This is a genomic window from Pseudomonas sp. A-B-19, assembly GCF_019947515.1.
Classification (GTDB): Bacteria; Pseudomonadota; Gammaproteobacteria; order Pseudomonadales; family Pseudomonadaceae; genus Aquipseudomonas.
Map to the genome: position 1 here is coordinate 1 of NZ_JAGYGN010000010.1, position 25,921 is coordinate 25,921.

Annotated in this window: 20 protein-coding genes and 2 pseudogenes; 8 read left to right on the forward strand and 14 right to left on the reverse strand. The window is 59.2% G+C overall.

Going from position 1 to position 25,921, the window contains the following annotated elements:
• The 3 genes and pseudogenes from KGA81_RS13300 to KGA81_RS13305 all read left to right on the forward strand — a co-directional run.
• Positions 1–121: transposase (locus KGA81_RS13300; protein WP_141228961.1), on the forward strand; the 121-nt coding region annotated here is incomplete at its 5' end.
• Between the two features lie 36 nt (positions 122–157).
• Positions 158–250: pseudogene (locus KGA81_RS30220) on the forward strand (LysE family translocator); the annotation flags it as partial.
• A 15-nt stretch (positions 251–265) separates the two neighbouring features.
• A complete protein-coding gene (locus KGA81_RS13305) occupies positions 266–763 on the forward strand; it encodes a GNAT family N-acetyltransferase (protein ID WP_223546795.1) in 498 nt (165 codons plus the stop codon).
• A gap of 118 nt (positions 764–881) precedes the next feature.
• On the opposite strand, the gene metR is transcribed toward KGA81_RS13305, so the two are convergent.
• Complete coding sequence (gene metR, locus KGA81_RS13310; protein ID WP_223546495.1) at positions 882–1,799, reverse strand: transcriptional regulator MetR; 918 nt, start codon at positions 1,797–1,799, stop codon at positions 882–884.
• Between the two features lie 128 nt (positions 1,800–1,927).
• Between metR and KGA81_RS13315 the strand changes: the two are divergent.
• Positions 1,928–2,149, forward strand: a pseudogene (locus KGA81_RS13315) (hypothetical protein); the annotation flags it as partial.
• Positions 2,150–2,247: 98 nt separating this feature from the next.
• Here the strand turns inward: KGA81_RS13315 and KGA81_RS13320 are convergent.
• On the reverse strand, positions 2,248–7,863 hold the full coding sequence (locus KGA81_RS13320; protein WP_411736554.1) for a dermonecrotic toxin domain-containing protein: 5,616 nt from the start codon (positions 7,861–7,863) through the stop codon (positions 2,248–2,250).
• Positions 7,864–8,016: 153 nt separating this feature from the next.
• Here KGA81_RS13320 and KGA81_RS13330 point away from each other — a divergent pair, with 153 nt between their 5' ends.
• Positions 8,017–9,051 carry an alpha/beta fold hydrolase gene (locus KGA81_RS13330; protein WP_223546508.1) on the forward strand — a complete coding sequence of 345 codons (1,035 nt, stop codon included), beginning with the start codon at positions 8,017–8,019 and terminating at the stop codon, positions 9,049–9,051.
• Between the two features lie 123 nt (positions 9,052–9,174).
• Here the strand turns inward: KGA81_RS13330 and KGA81_RS13335 are convergent, their stop codons facing one another.
• The 7 genes from KGA81_RS13335 to KGA81_RS13365 form a co-directional block, all read right to left on the reverse strand.
• On the reverse strand, positions 9,175–10,503 hold the full coding sequence (locus KGA81_RS13335; protein WP_223546510.1) for a sigma-54-dependent transcriptional regulator: 1,329 nt from the start codon (positions 10,501–10,503) through the stop codon (positions 9,175–9,177).
• Complete coding sequence (locus KGA81_RS13340; RefSeq protein WP_223546512.1) at positions 10,500–12,401, reverse strand: sensor histidine kinase; 1,902 nt, start codon at positions 12,399–12,401, stop codon at positions 10,500–10,502. The genes KGA81_RS13335 and KGA81_RS13340 overlap by 4 nt, the downstream gene beginning before the upstream one ends.
• A 156-nt stretch (positions 12,402–12,557) precedes the next feature.
• Complete coding sequence (locus KGA81_RS13345) at positions 12,558–13,292, reverse strand: amino acid ABC transporter ATP-binding protein (protein ID WP_007985725.1); 735 nt, start codon at positions 13,290–13,292, stop codon at positions 12,558–12,560.
• The gene (locus KGA81_RS13350; RefSeq protein ID WP_223546514.1) at positions 13,289–13,960 is read right to left on the reverse strand and encodes an amino acid ABC transporter permease; all 672 of its coding nucleotides are present in this window, start codon (positions 13,958–13,960) and stop codon (positions 13,289–13,291) included. The genes KGA81_RS13345 and KGA81_RS13350 overlap by 4 nt, the downstream gene beginning before the upstream one ends.
• Positions 13,960–14,706 (reverse strand): amino acid ABC transporter permease, encoded by a 747-nt coding sequence (locus KGA81_RS13355; RefSeq protein WP_223546516.1) that lies wholly within the window; start codon positions 14,704–14,706, stop codon positions 13,960–13,962. The genes KGA81_RS13350 and KGA81_RS13355 overlap by 1 nt, the downstream gene beginning before the upstream one ends.
• A gap of 194 nt (positions 14,707–14,900) precedes the next feature.
• Positions 14,901–15,815 carry a glutamate/aspartate ABC transporter substrate-binding protein gene (locus KGA81_RS13360; RefSeq protein ID WP_223546518.1) on the reverse strand — a complete coding sequence of 305 codons (915 nt, stop codon included), beginning with the start codon at positions 15,813–15,815 and terminating at the stop codon, positions 14,901–14,903.
• Positions 15,816–16,092: 277 nt separating this feature from the next.
• Positions 16,093–17,721, reverse strand: coding sequence for a glucan biosynthesis protein D (locus KGA81_RS13365; RefSeq protein WP_223546528.1), 1,629 nt, complete (start codon positions 17,719–17,721; stop codon positions 16,093–16,095).
• Positions 17,722–18,140: 419 nt separating this feature from the next.
• Between KGA81_RS13365 and KGA81_RS13370 the strand changes: the two genes are divergently transcribed.
• Complete coding sequence (locus tag KGA81_RS13370) at positions 18,141–18,326, forward strand: hypothetical protein (protein WP_223458275.1); 186 nt, start codon at positions 18,141–18,143, stop codon at positions 18,324–18,326.
• A 300-nt stretch (positions 18,327–18,626) separates the two neighbouring features.
• On the opposite strand, the gene KGA81_RS13375 is transcribed toward KGA81_RS13370, so the two are convergent.
• Positions 18,627–19,139, reverse strand: a complete 513-nt coding sequence (locus KGA81_RS13375; protein WP_223546530.1) for a Bro-N domain-containing protein — start codon at positions 19,137–19,139, stop codon at positions 18,627–18,629.
• A 438-nt stretch (positions 19,140–19,577) separates the two neighbouring features.
• On the opposite strand from KGA81_RS13375, the gene KGA81_RS13380 reads away from it, so the two are divergent.
• Positions 19,578–20,159 carry a ComF family protein gene (locus KGA81_RS13380; RefSeq protein ID WP_223546532.1) on the forward strand — a complete coding sequence of 194 codons (582 nt, stop codon included), beginning with the start codon at positions 19,578–19,580 and terminating at the stop codon, positions 20,157–20,159.
• A gap of 5 nt (positions 20,160–20,164) precedes the next feature.
• Complete coding sequence (locus KGA81_RS13385; RefSeq protein ID WP_223546535.1) at positions 20,165–20,722, forward strand: hypothetical protein; 558 nt, start codon at positions 20,165–20,167, stop codon at positions 20,720–20,722.
• A gap of 65 nt (positions 20,723–20,787) precedes the next feature.
• Here the strand turns inward: KGA81_RS13385 and KGA81_RS13390 are convergent, their stop codons facing one another.
• The 4 genes from KGA81_RS13390 to KGA81_RS13410 form a co-directional block, all read right to left on the reverse strand.
• Entirely contained in the window at positions 20,788–22,269 is a 1,482-nt protein-coding gene (locus KGA81_RS13390; RefSeq protein WP_223546536.1) for an APC family permease, read from the reverse strand.
• A 288-nt stretch (positions 22,270–22,557) separates the two neighbouring features.
• A complete protein-coding gene (locus KGA81_RS13400; RefSeq protein ID WP_223546538.1) occupies positions 22,558–23,982 on the reverse strand; it encodes a gamma-aminobutyraldehyde dehydrogenase in 1,425 nt (474 codons plus the stop codon).
• A 173-nt stretch (positions 23,983–24,155) separates the two neighbouring features.
• On the reverse strand, positions 24,156–24,983 hold the full coding sequence (locus KGA81_RS13405; RefSeq protein ID WP_223546540.1) for an ABC transporter permease: 828 nt from the start codon (positions 24,981–24,983) through the stop codon (positions 24,156–24,158).
• Positions 24,973–25,920, reverse strand: a complete 948-nt coding sequence (locus tag KGA81_RS13410; RefSeq protein WP_223546541.1) for an ABC transporter permease — start codon at positions 25,918–25,920, stop codon at positions 24,973–24,975. Before KGA81_RS13410 ends, KGA81_RS13405 begins: the two co-directional genes overlap by 11 nt.
• Position 25,921: the final 1 nt, after the last annotated feature.

Here is a 25,921-nt window from a genome sequence, read left to right on the forward strand (position 1 = left end):
TACGGGCCAGCTGGAAGGCATCAACAATCGAATCAAGGTCATTAAGCGGATGGCGTACGGTTACCGGGACAGCGAATTCTTTTTCATGAAGATCAAGAGCGTCTTTCCCGGTAATCCGTGAAGAACCTGATTTTTGCCGCTGCCGCGTTGCATCCTGTTCCTCAACAACCCGACCTGGCTGGCGATGCAGCGCTATTTCATGGGCTTGGTGTTGTCCGGGCTGGCACTGCGGCTGATGCTTGAGCAAAAAACGGATGGTCTGAGCATGTGGATCGAACGACTGGATGCCAGCCACGCCCTGGACTATCGGGCATTGATGCTCGAAGCCTACGATCTGCACCCGCAGGCCTTCACTTCGAGCGTGCGCGAGCGGGCGGCGATGCCGCTGGACTGGTGGGAGTCGCGCCTGACCGGCAAGCTGGACGCAGTGCTCGGCGCTTTCGAGAAAGGCCGGTTGGCCGGCATCGTCGGCCTCGCGTTCGAGTCTCGGGAAAAGGCCCGGCACAAGGTGACGCTATTTGGCATGTACGTCTCGCCGACGGTCCGCCAGCGCGGGCTCGGTTATCAACTGGTTCAGGCTGCATTGGCCGAGGCGCAGAGCCATGCGGGTTTGCGCCTGATCCAGTTGACCGTCACCGCCGGCAACGATGCCGCATTCAACCTCTACCAGCGCTGCGGTTTCGTCCAGTTCGGCCTGGAATCGATGGCCGTGCGGGTGGGGGAGGACTATTTCGACAAGATCCACATGTGGCGCGAGCTATGAAGTCACCGTAGACCCCTGTAGGAGCCGGCTTGCCGGCGAAAGCGGCGGATCAGTCTACGCAATATCGCCTGAAACACCGCCTTCGCCGGCAAGCCGGCTCCTACAGATGGGTGTTGCTCTATCGAACGGCACTCACCCCATCGAGCGTCGAAAACGACGTGTCCTTGGCCGTCAGCAGGAAGTCACGCATGTAGGGCGCATCGAGCATGTCGGTGCGGATCGCCGCATACAACGTTGCGAACAAACCCTTCTCCCCCAGCCGCTTGGCCTTCACATAGCCCCGTGAGCTGTATTCATGCAGAGCCCAATGGGGCACGCCGCACACGCCACGACCGCTGGCCACCAGTTGCATCATCATCACCGTCAGTTCCGAGGTGCGGACCTGGGCCGGTTCGATGTCGGCGGGTTCGAGGAAGCGGGTGAAGATGTCCAGCCGATCCCGTTCCACCGGATAGGTGATCAAGGTTTCCGGGAGCAAGTCTTCCGGGACGATGTAGGCCTTGCTGGCCAGGCGGTGCTGGTTGGCCACCGCGAGCATCGCTTCATAAGTGAACAGCGGTACATAGGTGATCCCGGCCAGATCCACCGGGTCGGAGGTCACCACCAGGTCCAGATCGCCACGGGCCAAGGCCGGGAGCGGGGCGAATGAGAAGCCCGAGGCCAGGTCCAGTTCGACCTCCGGCCAGGCATCGCGGAACTGGTCGATGGTTGGCATCAGCCACTGGAAGCAACTGTGGCATTCGATGGCCATGTGCAGGCGACCCGCGGTGCCCCCGGCCAGGCGACCGATATCGCGCTCGGCAGCGCGCAACAGCGGCAAGGTGGCGTCGGCCAATTGCAGCAGGCGCAGACCGGCGCTGGTGAAACGCACCGGTTTGGTCTTGCGCACGAACAGCGGCATGCCCATGCGCTCTTCCAGTTCTTTGAACTGGTGAGACAGGGCCGACTGGGTCAGGTGCAAGCGATCGGCCGCATCCACCAGGCTGTCGGCTTCGCGCAAGGCGTGCAGGGTCTTGAGATGACGGATTTCAAGCACCGGGGGAGGTCTCCATGAGGAAAACTTGTCGATAAAGCGAAAAGGTTGAGTTTGTCTCATGTTGGCTTGAGTGTCGACAATGTCGCCATGTTTTACAGCAGCTTTTATGGAGCAAACATTCATCATAGCCTTGGCACACCGGCCCTGGCGTCTACGACATCCACTCGCCGCGGGTGCCGGACTCCTCGGAAATGGCCAACCTGCTGCGCAAGGCCGCCAAGCGTATTCCCGCCGAGCGGCTGTGGGTCAACCCCGATTGCGGGTTAAAGACCCGGGCATGGTCGGAGACTGAGGCGGCGCTGGTGAACATGGTGGCGACGGCTCGGCAACTGAGAAGTCAACTGGCGTAAGCGCTTGATTTGCCCTGGATAAACAAAAAACCGTTGAGCTTTCCTGCTCAACGGTTTTTTTATATCAGCGAACACTCCAGGCTTACTGGACGCAGGACTCAAAGCCCTTCGAAGTGAGCAACGACACCTGACCGTTTACCGATATCCGCGTAAGGCAGGTCGGCGTTGTCAGCATGAGTCAGAAACCGGTGCGCAGGCAGCTTCAAGTGAGCTTTCTCGAATTGTCGCATTACCGGTTTTGCAATGGAGTAATGAAAGTGGGCATACCAGAGCAAGTCGGCCGGATCGAGTGTCAGGTCCCAGACTTCGTATTCCTGCATATAGTCCGTGCGACCGTCCTTGCGTTTCCCGAGTTTTTTGAGCGGGCTGGTTTTACGGATTTCTACGACCTTCTGGTCAAGTAGATACTCGAGCATCCCATCCGTGGGCTTTTTGGTGGTCAGCGACTGTCGGGTGCGCATTTCCCGTCCAGTGGTTTTAAGTGCGCCGGCCTTGTCACGCAGTTGTTGAATGAGGGTGTTTTGAGCATCCAGAGCCTGGATGCGATCAGCGCGGCGGATAAGTTCGGCTGCCTCGATGACCATCATATGTTCCAGGTCAACCGGGAGCATGTCCAGATCGGCGTAGGCCTCGACTCTGGACTGATATGTTGGCTGGAAATCCAGACGTTTTTGCGCTTCGTCCACCAGCATGCCGATATTTACCCCGGTGGGTTCCGGTGTTTCGGTTGGCGGATTCGAGCGGCGGAATTTGCCATCACTGGTGGGCTCCCAGACTTCGCCATTATTGCCTTCGAAATGCCGCCTGGTCTTTTTCTTGTCCCACTTTTCAATCCCGATCAGCCATTGGTTGTCGTCGGAGGGAAACACTTTCTTACCCGATTGTCCCGGCCGTGCTGCAGGGGCAGGTTGATCAAGGCCCTTACGGGCCCATTCAGTCATTGTCTTGATGCCGTTGAGCAAGGGTTCCACCGTCTCCAGGTGGAAGTGTTGCGGGTAGCTGGCCGTCCAGGCTCTCATCTCGCGACGGAATTGCGTGTAGATCGAAATGCAGTCCAGAAGGATTTGATTGCGTTGATCTCGGGTGACGTTCACTTCCGGGAGGCTGTCTTGTATATAGATGGCACGATCGACCTTGACACGAAGTTCCCCTGCCTGTCCTTGCAGGTAGAGCCAGGACGCATCGCTGGTGGTGTCGTAGCGTTTGACAATTTCCAGGCGGAAGCCGGTTCTCAGAACAGTCAGATTGGATTCACTGAGCTTTTCGTTCAAAGTTTCGACGTCGAGCCTTATTTGATCCTTGTCCTTTTTTAGGCGGACGCGATCGAACCAGTAATTGACATCGCGCTTGAATACCTCCATCTGATCCAGTTTGCGGAGGTATTCCACACGCAATTGACGGATATCCTCCAGCAGGCTCAAACGTTGACTGATTGCGTTGCCTGGCAAGTCGTCCAGTTTTTCTTTCAGAGCAGTAATTCGTTGCAACACGGGGACGTTGCTATGCGAGACATAGATCGCGCGCTGCCTGTACCGATCAGCCAGCAACCAGGCGCAGCTGCTTTGTTGCTCGATCACGGCGCGTTGTTTGCCTGCTTGAGTCAGAGGTTCCAACTCAGTCAGCGCCTCGTATCGTCGGGTGGCTGTTTCAATGTCACTGATACACACGGCTTCGGCCGCAGGCCTCAGTGCCGCGCGATTTTCCGCGATGGCTTCGTGATATCGGTTGATCGTTTCATTGTTGTTCATAATCCGGTCATTCAGCCGGTGAGCAAGGTCATCGGCTGTCTCGGTCAGCTGAAGATGACGACGAAATCTTTGATCGGCCCACCAGCGCGGTAATCGTTCACGGATAACTTGCGGCCAGAGAGGATCGAATGCATCGGCCAGATGCCCGAACACTTGTCCGCCGCCTAGGCCGCCACCCTCGAAGGTTGTCCCGTAGACCCCGAACCAGGTATCCCAATGACCTGTTTCGTCCAGGGCAATCGGCTGTTTGTAGGTTTTTTGGGCGTTACCGAACAAGCGCCAATTGCGTGAGTCCTTGCTGAGTTCAACCTGAAAGAGGCGCCCTTGGCGCACGATGAAGTCGCCGTCGACATGCCGGTAAACGCCAAGGTAGAGGCCGTGAGCGGCTGGCTGCAAACCGCTGAGCGAGATCGGTTTTTCATAGTCGTAACCGGCGAAGCGTGCCACGACATGTCGGGCCTGGCGCTGCGAGGTGCCATGCTTCGCGGCTCCATGCCTGGCTAAGTTATTGACCTGGCGAGCGCGCGTCAGTGAGCGAGCCGCCTTGGTAATGCCAGAAAATGCGGCTTCGCCAGGCAGCAGATCCATGGCGGCGTCGATCAGCGACAACAGTATCGATTCGACCTCCGCCAGACCATCGCCGACCTCTCCGCGCAAAAAGGCGGCCACCGTTTGATTCGCGCTGGTCCATGCATCGTAGAGGGCGAAAGCGCTGCCAATGAAGGGCAGCATTCCCATCGCCATTTTTATGTAGTTGAAGGCGCGCGGGCCTTTCAAGGCGTAACGCTCCATGTACAGCGCGTCGTTGGAGCGGGATGTGCCGCGATGGGCCTCGATCAGGCGCCCCATATGCGCATCGAGCAGGTGGGCGGCCAGTGAGGTGGTCGTCGGCCAGCTCATGCCGACACCGATCATTGCGTCGAAGTGGTTCAGCATGGCCTGATTGATGCGGCTTTCATGGGCCCGCACGCTGCCCTGCAAGGCCCGGCCCGCGAGGTAGGTGACCCATTTGTCATGCAGGCACAGATTGAACAGGGCCTTGCGGGCGGCTTCCAGGCTGTCGAAACGGCGCAGAAATTGGCCATCGGGGCTGTCGGGCAGATAAAGCAGGGTTACCCCGCTGACCTGTTCCTCAATGAAAGTCACGCCCGACAGGGTGACGGGGCCTTCATTGGGTGTGTCCTTGCCGCCCGGGCTTAAATAGGCCGGCAGCAATACAATGCGCTTGCCATCGGCATTCCAGGCTTGGGAGGTGTTGGCATCGATGGCGATCTTCAGGATTTTCAGGTCGTTTTGGTTAATGCGTTGTTGCAGGCGCGCGAATTCGCCCTGCAATTTCAGCATCAGGCCCCAAGGCTCGATCAGGCTTTCCCGGCGATGTTCCCTGACGAAGACTGACTCGCTGGTCGCCCCCATGAAAGCGTCGCGGATCCGCTGCTCGTAGGCTTTGGGCAGGTCCAGTTCCGGCAGGATGCGTTTCAGATAATCATGGGTGATGCCGCTCGCCAGGGTCTGGCGTTCAGTTGCATCCGCGGTCGTGACCTCCGCCCGCATAAAGCTCAATCGTAGTGAAAGCGGCTCCAGGTTCATCGACGGCGTGTTGTCGATGTTGAGTTGGGCCAGCTCCTCCAGGGGCATTGTGCCGCGCGTGGCACTGGGTATCAGCTTGAGTTTGTAACCAGATTGTCCGGGCGCGGGGAAGTACTGCTTCTCCCATTTTGTCGAATCGGGCAAATCAAGCTTGACCTCGAAACTGCCCTTGATCGAGAAGTCCTTGCGCAGGCGGGCGTGCAAGTGTTTGCGAGTGAAATCGTCACGGGGTTCCAGGGCGATGGTCATGAGTTCGTGACTGCGTTTCATCGCCTGGATATACGCCTCGATCTGGTTCTTGAGTCCGTTACGTTCGTTCTCGGTCAGTTTGCCGAGCCATTCCGGCAGGTTGGAGGCAAGGGTAGCGCTGCGCTCCTGCTCCAGCAGATGGGCGGCGGCCAGACTTCTGGCGGCATGTACCGGAACCTGTAAGGTGGCGAGGGTTTTTTTACGCAATATTTCCAGCTGTTCGTCACGTCGCACGGCTTCGGCTGATTCGGAGTGACGCTGGCGTATTGCACCGGCCTGCTCTTCGAAGTCGCTGGTCAGTTGGTTCAGGCCATACAGGAGCGCGTCGCCGAAGATTTTTTTGGGCTGCACTGTCAGCCCGGTGTTCTGATCGTGGGTCTTGAACACTTGGCGTTCCAGTTCGCGACGGTTGGCGAACCGTTGCAGGCCACCACCCGTGCCGATCCAGTAGAGCAGCACACTGTGCGGTGAGTCGGCGTCGGTCAGCGCCTGCGCTTGGGTCAAGATAAACACGCCTTTGAGTTCCTCGGTGGTGACCGAGGTTTTGTCGCCGTCCAGTTGGCTCATCGATAGGGTCAGGCTGGCCGCCACCGGGCCGGGGCCAGGATTGTCGGGCGTATCCAGCAGGGCCTTGAGCAGACTGCACTCATCGTCGTCCAGTTGCTTGAGCGCCAGTTGCAGTGCGGCCTCGGCATGCAGTCCGGCCTTGTGCGCGCTGTGCAGGGCGGTGAACTCGCGCTGGAACGTGACCAGATCCGATGCTCGCGACCGGTTCAGCAAGCCAGAGGCAGCGTTGTCGGCGGCTTGTTCGGCGGTTTCCAGGGCTTTGAGCGAGTCCTTGAACGCCTGCAGGCCCTCACCCTCACCGACCTCTTCGACCAGTGTGTCGAGCGCATCGCGCTGTTTTTTCAGCGCCGCCTGGCGCAAGGACCAAGGGATATCGGCAAAGAGGCTGCCGAACGGTAATGTGTCATCGGTCTCGGTATTGTCATCGGCAATTTCCAGCCTGGGGGGAGAAGCGAAGACGGTGATGTCGCTGCGCTGTTGATCAATCCGGTCGGCCTGGACCAGCGATTGCGCGCCATGCTCCGCCAACCCGGACTTGCCGGTGGTGCCATGACGCAGGCTGGTGACCTGAGACTGCGACCGATCCGCAAACAGATCGCTGGAACCCACGAGTATAGGGTCTGTTCTGGCGGTGTATTCATAGCGAATGTTGCCGGTGGGCAAACCGATAGGGACGAGTCTCTGCTGTGACAGCCAGGTCTCCATGTCGCTGCGTGTGTTGAATCGCTGGATGCCGACGGGCCGGCTGGGCAGATACAGCAATTGACTGACGGTTGCCGGATCCCCCACGCTGATGACCCACGCGCCTTTAGGTTTGACTCTGATGCCATTGCTCAAAACCAGAGCCAATTGCTCGGTGTGAACGGGCAGGTTGTCCAGCGTCAACGCTCCGACGGGCGGGTCGATGAGCAACTGCAGGGGTTTGAACTGTTCTGCCGTCAGCATTTTTTGGGCGAGGGCCAGATGGGCGGCAGCCTCGAAATGATGACGGTAAAGCTGCGTGGCTCGTTCTTTTCGCGACACTGCAGTGCCGGGGGCACGCTTGTCCCAGAAGGTTGCCCAGCGTTCGTTGTGCGCCTGTACCGGGTCAAGCGTCTTGAGTCGTTCGAGCATTTGCAGCGGGGTCAGGGACGACAAGGCGTGGGCTTGAGCCAGGCCGGTCACTGTGCAGCCCTGATCCAGCGTTGTCTCCAGTGTCGGGTGTTGCAGGACGAAGGCGCAGGCATGGGTAAAGCTGACAAAACGTTCCGGCTGCTGATCCGTGGCGGCAAAGAGCAGGCCGGCGTGTTGTCCGTCCAGATCCAGTTCCTGTTTGAGCAGTTGATCGAGCGTGTCGCGGATTCCCGGACTGTCGACCATCAACTCGCGCAAGCTCTGGCTGCTGTCCCGCCAGCGTGCCGAGGCCTTCTGAAACAGGCTTTCGTCGGGGAGGGGCGGCAACGGGGATAAGGGGGGTATGACAGCCGGCGCCGGGAAGGGCAGGTCGAAGAGCAGTCTATCGGTCATGGCAGTATGGCTCGTTGTACGGGGAGCAGTGGATCTACTCCTTGGTTGAGCCATTTAAGGAAACTCCAGCGGGCCATTGGCACTACATAGTTACCGCACCGACCATTCAGCGATATTCATCAAACTGTCACGCAACTGTGGCAGCGCGCTTGAACAAACTTCATCAGACTCGCGCTCTACTGGGGTTCTGCGTTTTGGTGTTTTTTCATGGGTGCTTCATTCTTTTCACGAATCGTATTGTTGGCCGCGCTGCTGTTCGGCCTGCCGTCCCTGGCGGCTTCGCGTTGTGACATCGATGTTCCGACCGAACGGGTGGATCTGGCCCAGGTAAGCCTGGCGTACCAGAGCATCGGCCGTGCGTCGGACCCGGCCTTGCTGCTGGTGATGGGCCTGGGCGGGCAGTTGATTCACTGGCCGGACGAGGTGGTGGTCGCCCTGTGCCAACAGGGGTTTCGGGTGATTCGCTATGACAATCGCGATGTCGGTCTGTCGACCTGGCGACAAGCACCGGCCGAAGCCAACCTGACCTTCGAAGTGCTGCGCTACAAACTCGGCTTGCCGGTGTCGTCGCCGTATTCGCTGAGCGACATGGCCGATGATGGCCTGGGGCTGATGGATGCCTTGCACATCGATCAGTTCCACGTGTTGGGCGCCAGCATGGGCGGGATGATCGCCCAGCACATGGCGGCCATGGCGCCGCAACGGGTCGAGAGCCTGACCCTGATCATGACCACCTCCGGTGCCGAAGGCTTGCCGGCGCCAAGTGCGGCGCTGGTGCAGTTGTTGTCCCGGCGCGGTGCACCGAGCCGCGAAGTGGCCCTGGAGCAACAGGCCGACTTGTTGGCGGCGCTGGGTAGCCCGATGGTCACCGATGATCGTCAGGCGCTGCTGCATCAGGCGGCGCTGTCCTATGATCGGGCGTTCAATCCCGAGGGTGTGAAACGCCAGATCATGGCCATTCTCGCCGAACCGAGCCGGGTGGCGTTGCTCAATCAGTTGCGGGTTCCAGCACTGGTAGTGCACGGTACGGCCGACCCGCTGCTGCCGGTGATGCACGGGGTGCATCTGGCGGCGCATCTGCGAGGCAGCCAGTTGATCCTGATTCCGGGCCTGGCCCATCGCTTCCAGGAGGCGTTCAAGGCGCCGTTACTGGCGGCGGTGTTGCCGTATTTGCGCGAGCACCGTGAAGACACTTCGCATTGGGCGCAGATCGATCCGGCGCTGGCGCCGAACCTTTTGTAACACCCGGGCCCCTGTAGGCGCTGGCTTGCCAGCGAAGGCGTCCTTAAGGGCGATACATAATTCAAGAGCCCCTTCGCTGGCAAGCCAGCTCCTACATGAATGCTACCGCCGCCTTCAGGACCCTCAATGGCTTAGCCCGTACTTTTTCACTTTGTCGAACAGCGTGGTCTTGGCCATGCCCAGCTCCTGGCTGGCCTGGGTCAGGTTGCCGCCACTGCGTTGCAAGGCATCGCCGAGCAGGTTGCGCTCGAATGCTTCCACCGCTTCGGCAAAGGCCAGGCCCTGATTGCCACTGCTGGCACCGGTTTTCTTGAACGCCGGCAGGCCCAGGGCAAAGCGCTCGGCTACGTTGCGCAGTTCACGCACGTTGCCCGGCCAGTCGTGGCTCATCAGGTTTGAAACGGTCTGGTTGTCCAGCTCCGGCACTGCGCGGTCGAAGCGCAGGGACGACTGCTGCAAAAAGTGTTCGAACAGTTGCAGGATGTCCTCGCGGCGCTCGCGCAATGGCGGCAGTTCCAGGGTCACCACGTTGAGGCGGTAGTACAGGTCGCTGCGGAATTCGCCGGCCTTGCTCGATTCGACGAGGTCGGACTTGGTCGCCGCGATCACCCGGCAATCCACCGCCACGCTCTGGTTCGAACCGAGGCGTTCGAGGGTGCGTTCCTGCAACACCCGCAGCAGTTTGATCTGCAAGGGCAGGGGCATGCTTTCCACTTCGTCGAGGAACAGCGTACCGCCGTCAGCGTGTTCGATCTTGCCGATCCGCCGTTTGCCCGCGCCGGTAAAGGCGTTGGCCTCGTGGCCGAAGATTTCGCTTTCGAAGAGGTTCTCCGGCAGGCCGCCGCAGTTCAGGGCGACGAACTGCCTGGTGTGCCGCCGGCTGAAATCATGCAGGCAGCGCGCGACCAATTCCTTGCCGGTGCCGGTCTCGCCTTCGATCAGCACGTTGGCCGAGGTATCGGCGACGTTGGCAATCAGTTCCCGCAGGTTCTGCATGGCCGGCGAGCGTCCGATGATCCGCCCTTCGAGGGAGTCGCGTTCGGCCAGTTGCCGGCGCAGCGACGACACTTCCCGCGCCAGGCTGCGTTGCTCCAGGGCGCGGCGGGCCACGTCCACCAGACGCTCCGGGGAGAACGGTTTTTCCATGAAGTCGTAGGCGCCTTTCTGCATCGCGCCCACGGCCATGGAGATGTCGCCGTGCCCGGTGATCAGCACCACCGGCAGGCTGCGGTCGCGGGCCTTGAGCCGGGTCAGCAGTTCCAGGCCATCGATGCCCGGCAGGCGAATGTCGCTGACGACGATGCCGGCGAAATCGTCGCCGACCCGCTCCAGGGCTTCTTCGGCGCTGCCTACGCCAATGCAGGGAATGTCTTCCAGGGTCAGCGCCTGTTGGCAGCCTAGCAGCACATGGGGGTCGTCTTCGACGATCAATACACTAAGGTCGTTGTTCATATTGGCTCGGCGGGAGTGGGGCTTACCAACGGTAAACTGAGGACGAATGCGGTACCACCGCTGGACGGGTGCTCGACACCCAGGTGACCGCCGGTGGCGGCGGCCAGGCTGGCGGAAAGGGTCAGGCCAAGGCCCAGGCCCTGTTCGCCGGGTTTGGTGGTGAAGAAGGGTTCGAACAGGTGCTTGCGTGCTTCGGCGTCGATGCCATGGCCGTTGTCACGCACGCGCAGGCGGTATTTGCCATCGAACGCTTCGCCTTCGAGCCACAGCTCGGGATGTGGCTGCGCTTGCATGGCGTCGAGGGCGTTGCCGATGAGGTTGACCAGAATCTGCTCCAGGCGGGTCTGGTCGATCTGCACCTGTACAGCTTCGAAATGGCGGTGCAATTGCAGAGGGGTGTTTTCCACCCGTGCACCGTGCAATTGCAGGGCCGCGTCCACCGCTTTGCCGAGGCAGGCCTGGCCCTTGTCGTCACCGCGCCGGGCGAACGAGCGCAGGCTGGCGGTGATCCGGCCCATGCGGTCGATCAGTTCGTTGATGGTCTTGAGGTTGGTGCTGGCCACATCGAGCTGGCCGCGTTCGAGGAAGCGCACGGTATTGCCGGACAGGGTACGCAGCGCCGCCAGTGGCTGGTTCAGTTCGTGGGCGATGCTGGTTGACATCTGGCCGATGGCCGCGAGTTTTCCTGCCTGCACCAGTTCATCCTGGGCACGGCGCAAAGTCTCTTCGGCGAGCCGGCGCTCGCGGATCTGACCCTTGAGCCGTTCGTTGCTGGCGCGCAGGTCGGTGGTGCGTTCGGTAATCCGACGCTCCAGCTGGTTGTTGGCTTCCTGCAAGGCTTCCCGGGCCGCAAGACGGGTAGCGATCACCTTGCGCCGCTCGTTCCAGGCAATCAACAGGAAGGCACAGAGGGCAAATGCCACGGCCACCAGAATCCCCTGGTTGATCGCTTCGCGGCGCAAGTCCTGAAGCGGCGTGAGCAGGGTGAAATTCCATGGCGTATCGCCGAGCGGCCGGGTCTGCGCCAGGTAACTGATGTTTTCATCGTCGGACATCAGTTCGCTGTTGGCCGGGAACGTGAGTTTTTCCACGCCTTCGGACAGGGTTTCCCGGGCCAGCGGCTGCAGTTCGTTGAGCGGGAACCAGTAGTACTGCAGGCTGCGGGCGAGTTTTTCCTTGGTTTCTTCACTCAGCGGCACCACCGATTTCAAACGCCGAGCCGGATCGCTGGACAGGATGATGATGCCGTTCTCGTCGCTGACGAAGGCTTCCAGGCGTGCCCGCTGCCAGCGTTCTTCCATGGCTTCCAGGCGTACCTTGACCACCGCAACGCCGATGATCTTGCCGTGTTCTTCAAGGCCATGGGCCAGGTAGTAGCCGGGTTCGCCGTTGGTGCTGCCGATACCGTAGAAGCGCCCTGGCTGGCCGCGCACGGCGTTCTGGAAATAGGCACGGAAGGACAGGTCTTCACCCAGGTAACTGTCGACATCGCGCCAATTGCTGGTGGCCATGACGCGGCCGGTGGTGTCCATCACGTAGATGGCCCGACTGCGGCTGCGCCGGTTCAGGCCTTCGAGGTAATCGTTGACCGTTTGCCGGTGTTCCGGGGTTGGGTCGGCCAGCAACTGCGAAACGCTGGTTTCGAGCTCCAGCAGGCTGGGCAGGTAGGTGTATTTGCTGATTTCGCTTTCGACGGCACGGGCGTGCAATTCCAGCTGACGCTGGCCGTTCTCGCCAAGGCTGCGAATGCCATAGTGCTCACTGATCCAGAAGCCGAAATAGCCCAGGCCGATCATCATGGCGATGATCAGTGGTGGCAGGAACAAATGACGAACCAGACGGGGTTTCACGGCGAGTGATGGCATTGCTGCGCGATAAAGATTGGGATCGCATTTCATCACAGATGCCTTGGGTCAACCACAACACAAATCTGAACCTTGCACTGATCCCCTGTAGGAGCCGGCTTGCCGGCGAAGACGATGGCCCGGACATTGAGGTCGTCTGGACCACCGCCTTCGCTGGCAAGCCAGCTCCTACACAGGAGCGGTGTTTGCTTAATGCTGCAGGATCTTGTTGAGGAAGTGCTGCGTGCGATCGGCGCGGGCGTTGATGTCGCCGAAGAACTCCTCTTTCTTGCAGTCTTCGATGATCTTGCCGGCGTCCATGAAGATCACCCGGTCGGCCACTTTACGGGCGAAGCCCATTTCGTGGGTCACGCACATCATGGTCATGCCTTCGTGGGCCAGTTGCACCATCACGTCGAGCACTTCGTTGACCATTTCCGGGTCCAGCGCCGAGGTCGGTTCGTCGAACAGCATGACGATCGGGTCCATCGCCAGCGCACGGGCAATCGCCACACGCTGCTGCTGACCGCCGGAGAGCTGGCCCGGGTGCTTGTGGGCGTGAGCCGACAGGCCGACGCGCTCAAGCAGTTGCAGGCCTTTCTTGGTGGCTTCTTCCTTGCTGCGGCCCAGCACCTTGATCTGCGCGATGGTCAGGTTTTCGGTGATGGTCAGGTGTGGGAACAGCTCGAAGTGCTGGAACACCATGCCCACGCGCGAACGCAGTTTCGGCAGGTTGGTCTTCGGGTCGGCGATGGAGGTGCCGTCGACCACGATGTCGCCTTTCTGGAACGGTTCCAGGGCGTTGACGCACTTGATCAGGGTCGATTTGCCGGAACCGGATGGCCCGCACACCACGATCACTTCGCCTTTTTTGACCTCGGTGCTGCAATCAGTCAGTACCTGGAAGTCCCCATACCACTTGTTGATGCTTTTGATAGAGATCATACGGCGAACCTTTTTTGCAGACGCTTGACCAGCCGCGAGGCGGCAAAGCTGATGATGAAGTACACGAGACCGGCGAAAACCAGGAACTCATTGGAGCGACCAATGATGTCGCCACTGGCGCGCGAAGCATTGAGGAAGTCCACCAGGCCGACGGCGTAGACCAGCGAGGTGTCCTGAAACAGGATGATGCTCTGTTGCAGCAACAGTGGGGTCATCTTGCGGAATGCCTGCGGCAGGATGATCAGACGCATCATCTGGCCATAAGTCATGCCCAGCGCCTGGGCCGCGCCCATCTGGCCCTTGGGAATCGACTGCACACCGGCACGGACGATTTCGCAGAAGTACGCCGCTTCGAACATCATGAAGGCCACGATGCAGGAGGCGAACGCGCCGATCGGTGTGTCTTCGCCGGTGATCCAGCGCAGCACGAACGGCACCGCCAGGTAGAACCAGGTGATGACCAGCAGCAACGGGATCGAACGGAAATAGTTGACGTAGGCGCCCGCGATGTTCGACAGCACTTTGCTGTGGGACAGACGCATCAATGCCAGGATGGTGCCGAGGATGATCCCGCCGGTCACGCCCATGGCCATCAGTTTGAGGGTCATGATCATGCCGTTCCACAGGCCCGGCAGGGACGGGATGATGCCCGAGAAGTCGAATTCCATCATTTACCCCCTACGGAAATCAGGCCCGGCACGGCGACTTTCTTCTCGACCATGCGCATCAGCAGCATCAGGCTCATGTTCAGGGTGAAATAGATCAGTGTGGCCAGGGTGAAGGCTTCGAACAGGTTGGCGGAGAACTCGGCAGTCTGTTTGGTCTGCGCCAGCAGTTCCATCAGGCCGATCAGCGAGGCCACGGACGTGTTCTTGAAGACGTTGAGAAATTCCGAGGTAAGCGGCGGAATGATGATCCGGTAGGCCTGGGGCAGCAGCACGTTCCAGTAGATCTGCGGCAGCTTGAAACCCATGGCGCGGGCCGCGGATTCCTGGCCCTTGGGCAGTGCCTGGATACCGGTGCGCACCTGTTCGCAGACCCGGGCGGTGGTGAACAGGCCCAGGCATACCACGACGCTGAGGAAGGCCGAGGTGGTCGGGTTCAGATCCTGCTTGTACCACTCTTGCAGGTCCGGCGGCAGCAGGTCAGGTACCAGGAAGTACCAGATGAATAGCTGAACCAGCAGCGGCACGTTACGGAAGAGTTCGACATAGCAGGTGGCGATGCCCGATACGATGCGGTTCGGCACGGTACGCATGACGCCCAGGATCGAGCCCAGTGTCAGGGCAATGATCCAGGCCGCGATGGCGATGGCGATGGTCCACCCCAGACCGGTCACGTACCAGTCGAAATAGGTCTCGCTGCCCACGCCGGTGGACTTGAAGAACACGCCCCAGTCCCAGTTGTAATTCATTAGGGTCTCCCCTCGGATTCGATCGATTACAAATACCCGCTTGGGGGAAGCTCCGTTCCCGCCTGTCCTTGAGAGACAGGCACACGCGCCCGGCTCGACAGCCACCGGTTCGAGTGTTTCCAAAAAATGCCAGCAGGGAGTGACAACCTCCTGAAAGGGCATGCGCCCTGTCAGGAGATAAGGTTAGTCAGAAATCAGGATTTCTTGTCGTCAGCCGCTTTATCGGTCGGATTGGCGATCAGGGCCTTGAGCTCGTCGCTCATCGGGAAATTCAGGTTCAGGCCTTTTGGCGGGATTGGCTGCATGAACCATTTGTCGTAGATCTTGTTGATCTCGCCCGATGCGTAGGTGGCCTTGATGGCGTCATCCACAGCCTTTTTGAACGGCTCGTCGCCTTTGCGCACCATGCAGCCGTAGATTTCGAAGGACTGTGGCGTGCCGGTTACGGCCCAGTCACTCGCATTCTTGGCCTTGGCCGCTTCACCGGCCAGCAGCGCGTCGTCCATCATGAAGGCCACGGCACGGCCGGTTTCCAGCATCTGGAAGGATTCGCCATGGTCTTTGGCGGAGATGACGTTCATGCCCATCTGCTTGTCGGCGTTCATCGCCTTGAGGATGCGCTCGGACGTGGTACCGGCGGTGGTCACGACGTTCTTGCCTTTGAGGTCGTCGAAATCCTTGTACTTGGAGTCTTTCTTGGAGAGCAGACGGGTACCGATTTCGAAGATGCCGACGGAGAAGTCAACTTGCTGCTGACGCTCGACGTTGTTGGTGGTGGAACCGCACTCCAGGTCCACGGTGCCGTTCTGCACCAGCGGGATACGGGTCTGCGAAGTCACCAGGTTGTACTTGACCTGAAGGTTGGGCATGTCCAGGTCTTTTTTCAGCGCTTCGACGACTTTCAGCTGGATGTCGTGGGAGTAGCCGACCGGTTTGCCGGAAGCATCCGCGATGTAGGAGAACGGAATGGAAGCGTCACGATGCCCGAGGGTGATGACACCGGACTCTTTGATCTTCTTCAGGGTGCCGGTGAGTTCGGCGGCGAAAACTGGCGTGCTGATCAGAGCGGCAGCAATGGCTGCGGCCAGGATGTGGGGAACGATGCGCATCAAATTTTCCTCGACATTGTTTTTTTTATGGAGCCAGTTCATCGGCCCTTTTGTGCTGCAAATCACCTGAGCGCTACTGAGAGCGGGCGCAAAGGATATTCGTCGAAGAAGTGTAGAGCATGACTCGTGCCAGACCAGTACGAATAGATCATGTTGTTGATTTATAAGGAAATTAAATATTTATGGCGCGAATGTTGAGGCTGGATGATCCGGTTAACCGAACTGACCGGCAGGTCGCGTTCGGAAAACCGAATGGTGGTTGGGTGCTAATTGGTCGTCACGGATATTTGCGCTTGTCCGGAGCTGGCGGGAAGTACTGATACAACCAGGTTTCGCTCAGCGTGCGGTCGTTGGTGCGGATGAACAGGCGCAACTCGACAGGCTCCACGCTGTCATTGGTCGGGTACCAGTCAAACAGGATGCGGTAGCCCTTGATGTCATCGAGCTTGAGCACGCTGAAATCCTTGACCTCGCCGTTCGAGCAAGTGACCACCGGCTCGATGCCCGCGCCTTCAGGCAAGCGGTCCAGGCCGCCGCCGGTGAAGTCCACGGCAAAACGACGGGCCCAGACTGGCGGGTAATGTTCGCCCGGCGCCCAGCCTTCGGTGAATCCGCCCATGCCTGAACGGGTCGCATTGACTCGGGCCAGCGGAGTGCCGACCGGTGGCAGTGCACTCCAGTAGAGCTTGTAGCCGTAGTTCAGCGAATCGCCGGCCGCCACCGGCTTCTTCGGGGTCCAGAAGGCGACGATGTTGTCCATGGTTTCGCCGGTGGTCGGGATTTCCAGCAGATCGATCGAGCCTTCGCCCCATGGGGTGGTCGGTTCGACCCACAGGCTCGGGCGGCGGCTGTACCAGTCGACGGTGTCCTGATAGCTGGCGAACTCGTGGTCGGTCTGTACCAGGCCGAAACCTTTCGGGTCCTTGTCGGCGAAGGCATTGAATTGCAGGGTCGCCGGGTTATTCAGCGGGCGGCAGATCCACTCGCCGTTGCCGCGCCACATGGCCAGGCGATCGGAGTCGTGGATTTGCGGGTGAATGGTGTCGCACATCCGGCGTTCGTGGGTACCGCAACTGAACATGCTGGTCATCGGCGCGATGCCCAGTTGGTCGATGGCGGTGCGTGCGTTGATGTGGGCATCGATCTCCATCACCACGCGCTCGGCCTGGCAGTCGATATCGAAGCGGTAGGCACCGGTGGCGCTCGGCGAGTCGAGCAGGGCGTAGACCACGAAGCGGGTGCTGTCCTTGTCTGGTGTCTCGAACCAGAACCTGGTGAAGTCGGGGAACTCTTCGCGCTTTTTGGCGTAGGTGTCGATGGCCAGCCCACGGGCCGACAAGCCGTACTGGCCGGTGGCGTCCACCGCACGCAAGTAACTGGCGCCCAGGAAGGACACGACGTCGTGTTTGTCCAGTTCCGGGGCCTTGAACAGCTTGAAGCCGGAGAAACCCAAATCGCCCTTGAGCTGTGCGGTGTCGACCGTGGTGTTTTCATAGTTGAACAGCGACGGGCGGAAATGCACCTCACGCGCCTGACGGGTCTTGGGGTCGACGCTGTACATGCGCACCGGCTGCTTGAACCCCATGCCGACGTGGAAAAACTGTACATCCAGCTGACCGTTCAGGTCATTCCACAACGAATGCCTGGCGTCGTAGCGGATGGCGTTGAAGTTCTGCGGCGTCATGCTCGCCAGGGTCGGCGGCAACTGTTGCTTGGTGTCCTGGTAGTGACGGCTGGCGAGCTGTTTGGCCTGGAGCTTCAGCGCCTCGAAATCGAACGCGGTGGCCTCGCCATCAGCGGTGCCGCCGCTGGCGGCCCAGGCCTGGGCCGTTATCAGGCCCGTGGCGGACAAGCCGGTGTAGGCCGCGATGGCCATGGAGGCTTTGAGCAAGTTCCTGCGGTGCATAAATACAACCTGTCGTGAACAATCCCGCGCCGTTCCTGGCACGTGCTGGATCAGAAATATCGGTTCGGACATGCCTTCGGCCAAACGCAACGGACTTTTATACAGAGGCCGGCTAGCTTAAACCGTTCGGTAACTGAGCAAAATTGATTGATGGCACTGCGCTGGCCCGGCAATGAAACAAGACATGTCGGGAAACAATTCCGACAGTGATTTCTGATTTAAAGGGCATTTCTGCTTTTTTCGACTAATTACTCTAAAAATCGCTTTTCAGCGCCCGGAATATTTCTATTCTGTGCACATGACCGGTTTATGCCCTTCGGACCGGTACGGTTCAGTGGGCACCCAGCGGCTGCTGAAAAAGGGATAGGGCGATGCGGTTTTTTTGCAGTTTCTTTGACGTCTAGAGAAGGACATCGTCCATGTCGAAAGTACAGAACATCACTGAATTGTTGGGAATCTTTCCGTGCCTGGCCAGCGGGCGGCGAAGACGCCGGCTCAATAGCGAGGAAATGAAACTGGTGGAACGCTATCGGGAGCTGTCGGAGAGCGACAGGATCGCGATGAGGTATCTGGTGGATGCGATGAGGAGTGTTTCGAGGTTTTGAGCAGGGCGGGTTACCGTGAGAGCCATTTGGCCTTCACGGTGGCCAGGCTGGTTAACCTGCCTGCATCAGCGTCGGCTATGCCAGCGTCTATTGCTTGCTGTCGGACAGATTGCTGGTCGCGCTTATGGAGATACGCCTCTGCAAACGAGCTATCACATGGAATCATTTCGATGATGGTTCGTTTGACGCTGCGTCTCTCGTTCATGTGGAAATAACTCATTCAGCAGGACAATTAATTGAGACTCAAACCAAAGGGACGGACCGTGAAGTCTGTCCCTTTTTTCAGCTCGATTTATCCCTTCAACGGCAAGTGCCAGCGATTGGGAAGGGTCGCTGCACCTGCATCAACTCAGGCATGTCTCGCCACTTGATCCACGCGTGATGTTGGTAATGCAGCAAGGGCACCGAGACTCCGGCCCAATTCAAGGAGCTCAGGCTTGGCAGGTTTTCCACAGGCTCTGATCTCGCATCACGCAGCGAGGGTATGACTTCGTTGCTCAGCCATTGGCGCAGGTTGCGGTTTTCCGGGACGAAGTGGTGAACCAGCAAGGCGTACATGCCTGATTCGCTGACCATCAGGGTTTCGACCGTTTTACCGTCCTTGAGCAGCCAGACAGTGCGACGTTGGTCGGGGTCGAGTTTCAGGGTCAGGCGTTCATTCAAGGGTTTGCCCATCAGGCGCACAAGGTCCTGAACACAGAACCAGGCTTGGTTGTCTTGCATGAAAGCGTGGAGGAAGCGGTTATTGCGGGTGAAGACGGTGGGAATGAAGCAGGTATGAGTTTCAGACGGATTTGCTGTGAGCTTGTGCATTTTCGACTCCATGTTGAAAAAGGAGCCGCCACTAACCCTTCGACAGATTTGGGTGGCGGACCGTGAGGCGTTCGAAGTCGGAACATTCTCGATCAACATGGAAGCCGAGAGGCCCGCGCCACACGGCCCGCCATAACGCGAAACTGAAAGGCAAAAAAATGCCCCAGCTCATATGGGGGCGCGGATGCGCCATGTTGATATGTTCCGGCTTCGACTCCGGGTCGCTGATTTGGCAGCGACGGAACAAAGCCTATCGGTCAGGCACTCGCGGCGCCAAGTCTACTCTGGGGACGCTTGTTGTAGGAATCGAGGGTTTTTCAGGAAGGCTGCATCTGTAGGAATTTCCTGTTTTTTGCGTGAGGTACAGGGGCAGGGACTTCAAGTGCGTTTTTTCCATTATTTTTTGCGCTCATCAGACGGTGCAAAATGGAGAGTGCCTTGAAAGTATCCCTCAAACAGATAAGCGGTCCCTGGGATCAGGGATGGGTGCTGGACAAGCACATGATAAGTAGTACCTTTCTCGGAAACGATGAGCGCGGAAATCCATGCTTCGATAATCATCGTACTGAGGTAGGAGAGGCGACCTACCAGCTCAAATACCAGAAGGATTGGAATCAAGTGGGGCCACTTGCTCAAGCCGTGGCAACGAATGTTTTTCCGAAGCTGGATCAAGTGGGATTCGTCGTTCCTATGCCAGCCTCGAATGTTCGCCCACGACAACCGGTTACTGAGGTTGCAGTTGAGTTGGGGCGTATTGTAGGGAAACCGGTATTTTCGGATTTACTCCGAAAGGCCATTACCGGACAATCGCTCAAGGATTTGCACTCCAAAGCTGAAAAGGTTGCTGCTATTGGAAATAGTTTTAGTGTGAATGATGTGATTATCAACGCTGGCTGCTGGAACGCTTTGGTTGTTGATGATTTGTTTGATAGTGGTGCATCAATGGAGGCAGCCTGTACAGCTTTACGTAAGTATCAAAAGGTGCGGAGCGTTTACGTGGTGGCACTAACTTGGAAGTGATCTAAATGACAACTGTATTTATTGCAGGCTCTATCAATATCAAATGCCTTGATCCGAAGGTTAAAGAGCGTATCGATAATATTGTTGCGTCTGAGTTTGAGGTCGTGGTTGGCGACGCCGGTGGTGCTGATACCTCTATTCAAGAGTATCTCCTGAGCTTGTCTCGCTCAAAAACTACCATTTATTGTAGCGGTATGGCCCCACGAAATAATCTGGGGAAATGGCCGGCCAGAACAGTGGAAAGCAAGCACTCCAAAGGATCGCGAGCCTTTTTTACCGCAAAAGATGTTGTGATGGCCGAGGCGGCTGACTACGGATTGATGATATGGGATGCAAAGAGCACTGGAACACTTAGTAATGTGATTGAGTTGTTGACGCGAAATAAAAAATCTCTTGTTTTTGTTGATGGTGAAAAGGTGTTTAAAGTGGTTGGTAGTGTGAGCCAACTTGAAGAGTTAATCGCGTCCATGTCTGATCACGCCAAGCAAAAGGCAAATGAAAAAATTAAGCTGTTCGAACGCATATCTTTGCTGAAGCATGATCAGGCAGAACTGTCGCTTTAATATTATTTTCTTAAAATATTGTTGGCGACCCGGCGCCACCTTTGGCGCCGGGTAAATTCCCGTTATCAACTAACCTTCCACGCATCCCCCGCAGGCGCCTTCCCGTGGTCATACGGCTTGGCGATCCACATGTAGAGCAGGCCCAGACCAATCACGATGGCGGTGCTCAGCACCATGGCGTAGTTGATGTACCACGCGGCATCCGGCGTACGTGGCCAGGCCATGTTGACGATGGCGCCGACGCCATAGACCAGCGCGCCGATGTTCACCGCCCAGCCCCAGGCGCCGAGGGTGAATTTGCCGCTGGGTTTCCAGCCCTTCATGCGGGCGTACAGGGCTGCGAGCACGATCATCTGAAACGCCAGGTAGATGCCGATCGCCGCGAAGCTGACGATGGTGGCCACCGCATCCTGCAGGAAGAAGCCAAGGATGATGATCAGTGCCGGCAGGACACCGGACACGAACAGTGCGGCAACCGGAACCTGAGTCGTAGGGGAAATCTTTTTCAGCAGTCGGCTGCCGATGACCATTTCATCACGGGCGTAGGAATACAGCAGACGACTGGCCGCCGCTTGCAGGCTGATCACGCAGGAGATGAAGGAAATCATCACCACGCCCATCACCACTTTCGAGCCCACCGGGCCGAACGCGTTGTTGAGGATGGTGGTGACCGGGTCCTTGTCGGTACCGTTGATCACCGCCTGCATGTCTGGCACGGCCAGGATCAGCGCCAGGCAGGCGAACATCGCCGCGATGCCGCCGATGTAGATGGTCATGCGCATGGCCACCGGGATCTGCTTGCTCGGGTTCGGGGTCTCTTCGGCCACGTCACCGCAGGCCTCGAAGCCGTAGTACAGGAACATCCCCGCCAGCGACGCGGTGAGGAAGGCCGGCAGGTACGAGCCGTCGACGCTGATATCGAAGGTGTTGAACAACACGCTGATGGGTTGATGGCGCTCGAAAATCAGCAGGTAAACGCCAACGATCACCGCGCCGACCAGCTCGCAGAGGAAGCCGAACATGGCGATCCGCGCCAGCACTTTGGTGCCGCTGAGGTTGACCAGGGTGGCGAACAGCGTCAGGAACAGGGCGATGATGATGTTGGTGTTGTTGCTCGGTTCAAAGCCCATCATGGCGGCGAGGTACGGACCGGCACCCACCGCCACGGCAGCGATAGTCACGCACAGGGCGATGGAGTAGATCCAGCCGACCATCCACGCCCAGCGCTTGCCCACCAGACGACGGGCCCATGGGTACACGCCGCCGGAAATCGGGAATTGCGAAACCACTTCACCGAAGATCAGGCACACCAGCAACTGGCCGCAACCGACCAGCAAATAAGCCCAGAACATCGGTGGCCCGCCCGCGGCCAGGCACAAGCCGAACAGGGTATAGACCCCGACGACCGGGGACAGGTAGGTGAAGCCCAGGGCGAAGTTTTCCCACAGGCTCATGCTGCGTTTGAAATTGGAGGTGTAACCCAGTTTGCGTAGTTGCTCGGCATCGCTGTCGGCAAGGGCTGCAGAGAGTTCGGGTGATGCACTCATGTGTGTTTGCTCCGGAAAATCGGCAGATTTCGGATGTCCGTAACCGTGACGGGGCCTTGGGGCGCCGCCCGGATCGGTGGTTATTGTTTTGTCTTCTTTGGGGGGGAGCCTGGTGGTGCGTACTGCCGGTTTCTGCCTTGAAACCGAGGTGACACGTTCACTGTAGGAGCGAGCTTGCTCGCGAAAAACCTGAGGACACCGCGGGGCGTCAGGATCCCCGCGTCATCGTTGACGTCCATCGTCGGAGCGCCGCCCGGAGCAAGCTCGCTCCTACAGGCGATGCGTTTCTTAGTGCTTGAACATCACATGCCGCACAACGGTGTAGTCCTCCAGCCCGTACATGGACATGTCCTTGCCATAGCCGGACAGTTTCTGACCGCCGTGGGGCATTTCGCTGACCAGCATGAAGTGCGTGTTGACCCAGGTGCAGCCGTACTGCAATCGGGCCGACAGGCGATGGGCGCGGCCGACGTCGGCGGTCCACACGGAAGAGGCGAGGCCGTAGTCCGAATCGTTGGCCCAGCCCAGTACCTGTGCTTCATCGCTGAATCGGGTCACCGACACCACTGGCCCGAACACTTCGCGGCGCACGATCTCGTCGTCCTGTTGTGCATCGGCCAGCACGGTCGGTTCGAAGAAGTAACCATCGCCTTCGACAGCTTTACCGCCGGTGATCAGGCGAATGTGCGGCTGGGCGATGGCGCGTTCGACGAAACCGGTCACGCGGTCGCGGTGTTGCGCGGTGATCAGCGGGCCGAGTTCGGTCGACGGATCATCCTGCAAGCCGTACTTGATGCTGCTGACCGCCGCGCCGAGTTTCTCCACGAACTTGTCGTAGATGCCTGCCTGGGCATATATGCGGCAGGCGGCGGTGCAGTCCTGGCCTGCGTTGTAGAAACCGAAGGTGCGGATGCCTTCGACGGCGGCATCGATGTCCGCATCGTCGAAGATGATTACCGGGGCCTTGCCGCCCAGTTCCATGTGCATGCGTTTGACGCTGTCGGCGGTGCTGGAAATGATGTTCGAACCGGTGGCGATCGAACCGGTCAGCGACACCATGCGCACTTTCGGGTGAGTGACCAGCGGACTGCCGACGGTAGGACCACGACCAAACACCAGATTGAGCACGCCGGCCGGGAAAATGTCCGACGCCAGTTCGGCCAGGCGCAGGGCCGTCAGCGGAGTCTGTTCCGACGGCTTGAGCACCACGGTGTTACCGGCGGCCAGGGCCGGGGCGATTTTCCAGGCGACCATCATCAGCGGGTAGTTCCACGGCGCGATGGAGGCGATCACGCCCACCGGGTCGCGGCGGATCATCGAGGTGTGACCGGGCAGGTACTCGCCACCAGCCGAACCGCTCATGCAGCGGCTGGCACCGGCGAAGAAGCGGAACACGTCGGCAATTGCCGGAATCTCGTCGTTCAGCGCGGCGCTGTAGGGCTTGCCGCAGTTGTCCGATTCCAGTTTGGCCAGCTCTTCGCCGTGGGCTTCGATGGCATCGGCGAGTTTGAGCAGCAGCAGCGAACGCGCTTTCGGCGGAGTCTGCGACCAGCTGTCGAATGCGGCGTCGGCAGCGCGCACGGCGGCATCGACCTGGGCTTCGCTGGCTTCGTTGATTTCCACCAGCACACGCCCCAGCGCCGGGTTGAACACCGGTTGGGCGGGGCCTTCGCCGTTTTGCAGTTGGCCGTTGATCAGCAATTTGGTTTGCATGGTTCTGTCCTCACTAACACTTTTATTTTTCTGCCTGAACCGGAACCTTGTAGGAGCTGGCTTGCCAGCGAAGACGTCATCACATGCAATATTGATGTTGGCTGACACGCCGCCTTCGCCGGCAAGCCGGCTCCTACAGGATTGCGTTTGCACATTGGCAGTTGAGTTGTCCGTTATTTCCCGCCACTCCCCGCCACGCTTTCACCACCCCGGGTCAGGTAATAGGCACCAAGAATCGGCAGCATGGTCACGATCATCACCAGCATCGCCACGACGTTGGTTACCGGCACGTCCCGTGGGCGGCTGAGCTGGTTGAGCAGCCACAACGGCAGGGTGCGCTCATGGCCGGCTGTGAAGGTGGTGACGATGATTTCGTCGAACGACAGGGCAAACGCCAGCATGCCGCCGGCCAGTAACGCCGAGCCGAGGTTCGGCAGGATGATGTAGCGGAAGGTCTGCCAGCCGTCGGCGCCAAGGTCCATCGAGGCTTCGATCAAACTGTGGGAGGTTCGACGCAAGCGGGCGATGACGTTGTTGTAGACGATCACCACACAGAAGGTCGCGTGGCCAACGATGATGGTGAACATCCCAGGTTCAATGCCCAGCGTCTTGAAGGTCGCCAGCAGTGCGATCCCGGTGATGATCCCCGGCAGGGCAATCGGCAGGATCAGCATCAGCGAGATGCCTTGCTTGCCAAAGAAGTCCCGGCGGTACAACGCGGCGGATGCCAGCGTGCCGAGGACCATGGCGATCAGGGTGGCAATCGAGGCGATTTGCAATGACAGCTTGATCGCTTCCAGCACGTCCGGTCGTGAGAACGCCACGCTGAGCCACTTCCAGGTGAAGCCCTTGGGCGGAAAGCTGAACGCCGCGTCTTCGGTGTTGAAGGCGTACAGGAAGATGATCAGGATCGGGAAGTGCAGGAACAGCAACCCGCCCCATGCGGCAATGCGCAGGCCGAGGGAGGCTTTTTCCCCCTGCTTTTCTGAACTAGAGTGCATCGAAGGCCCCCAGTCGTTTGACGATGGACAGGTAGATGGCAATCAGCACGATCGGCACCAGGGTGAAGGCGGCGGCCATCGGCATGTTGCCGATCGCGCCTTGCTGGGCGTAGACCATGCTGCCGACGAAGTAGCCGGGCGGGCCCACCAGTTGCGGCACGATGAAGTCGCCCAGGGTCAGCGAGAAGGTAAAGATGGAACCTGCGGCGATACCCGGCACCGAAAGCGGCAGGATCACTTGCATGAAGGTCTGGCGCGGCTTGGCGCCCAGGTCGGCGGAGGCTTGCAGCAGCGACGGCGGCAGACGCTCCAGCGAGGCCTGGATCGGCAGGATCATGAACGGCAGCCAGATGTAGACGAACACCATGAAGCGCCCCAGGTGCGAGGTCGACAAGGTGCTGCCGCCAACCCCCGGAATGCCCAGTACGAACTGCAGGACCGGTTCCAGCCCCAGGTGCTGCACGAACCACTGCGCCACACCGCCCTTGGCCAGCAGCAGCGTCCAGGCGTAGGCCTTGACAATGTAACTGGCCCACATCGGCATCATCACCGCGATGTAGAAAAACGCTTTGGTCTTGCCCGTGGTGTAGCGCGCCATGTAATAGGCAATCGGGAACGCAACGATGGCGCTGGCCATCGACACGACGACCGCCATGCCCAGGGTGCGCAGGATGATGTCGAAGTTCGATGGCTGGAACAGCGCGGTGAAGTTGGCCAGGGTCAGGTCGGGGGTGACCGCCATGGTGAAGTCATCGAAGGTGTAGAAACCTTGCCACAGCAGCACCAGCAATGAGCCCAGGTAGATCGCGCCGAACCACAGCAGCGGTGGTACCAGCAGCATCGACAGGTACAGGTTTGGCCGGCGATACAGCACGTTGGAGAACCGGCGCAACGGCGAGGTGCCTGACTGGGTTTGGGAGATAGCCAAGGTGTTCATC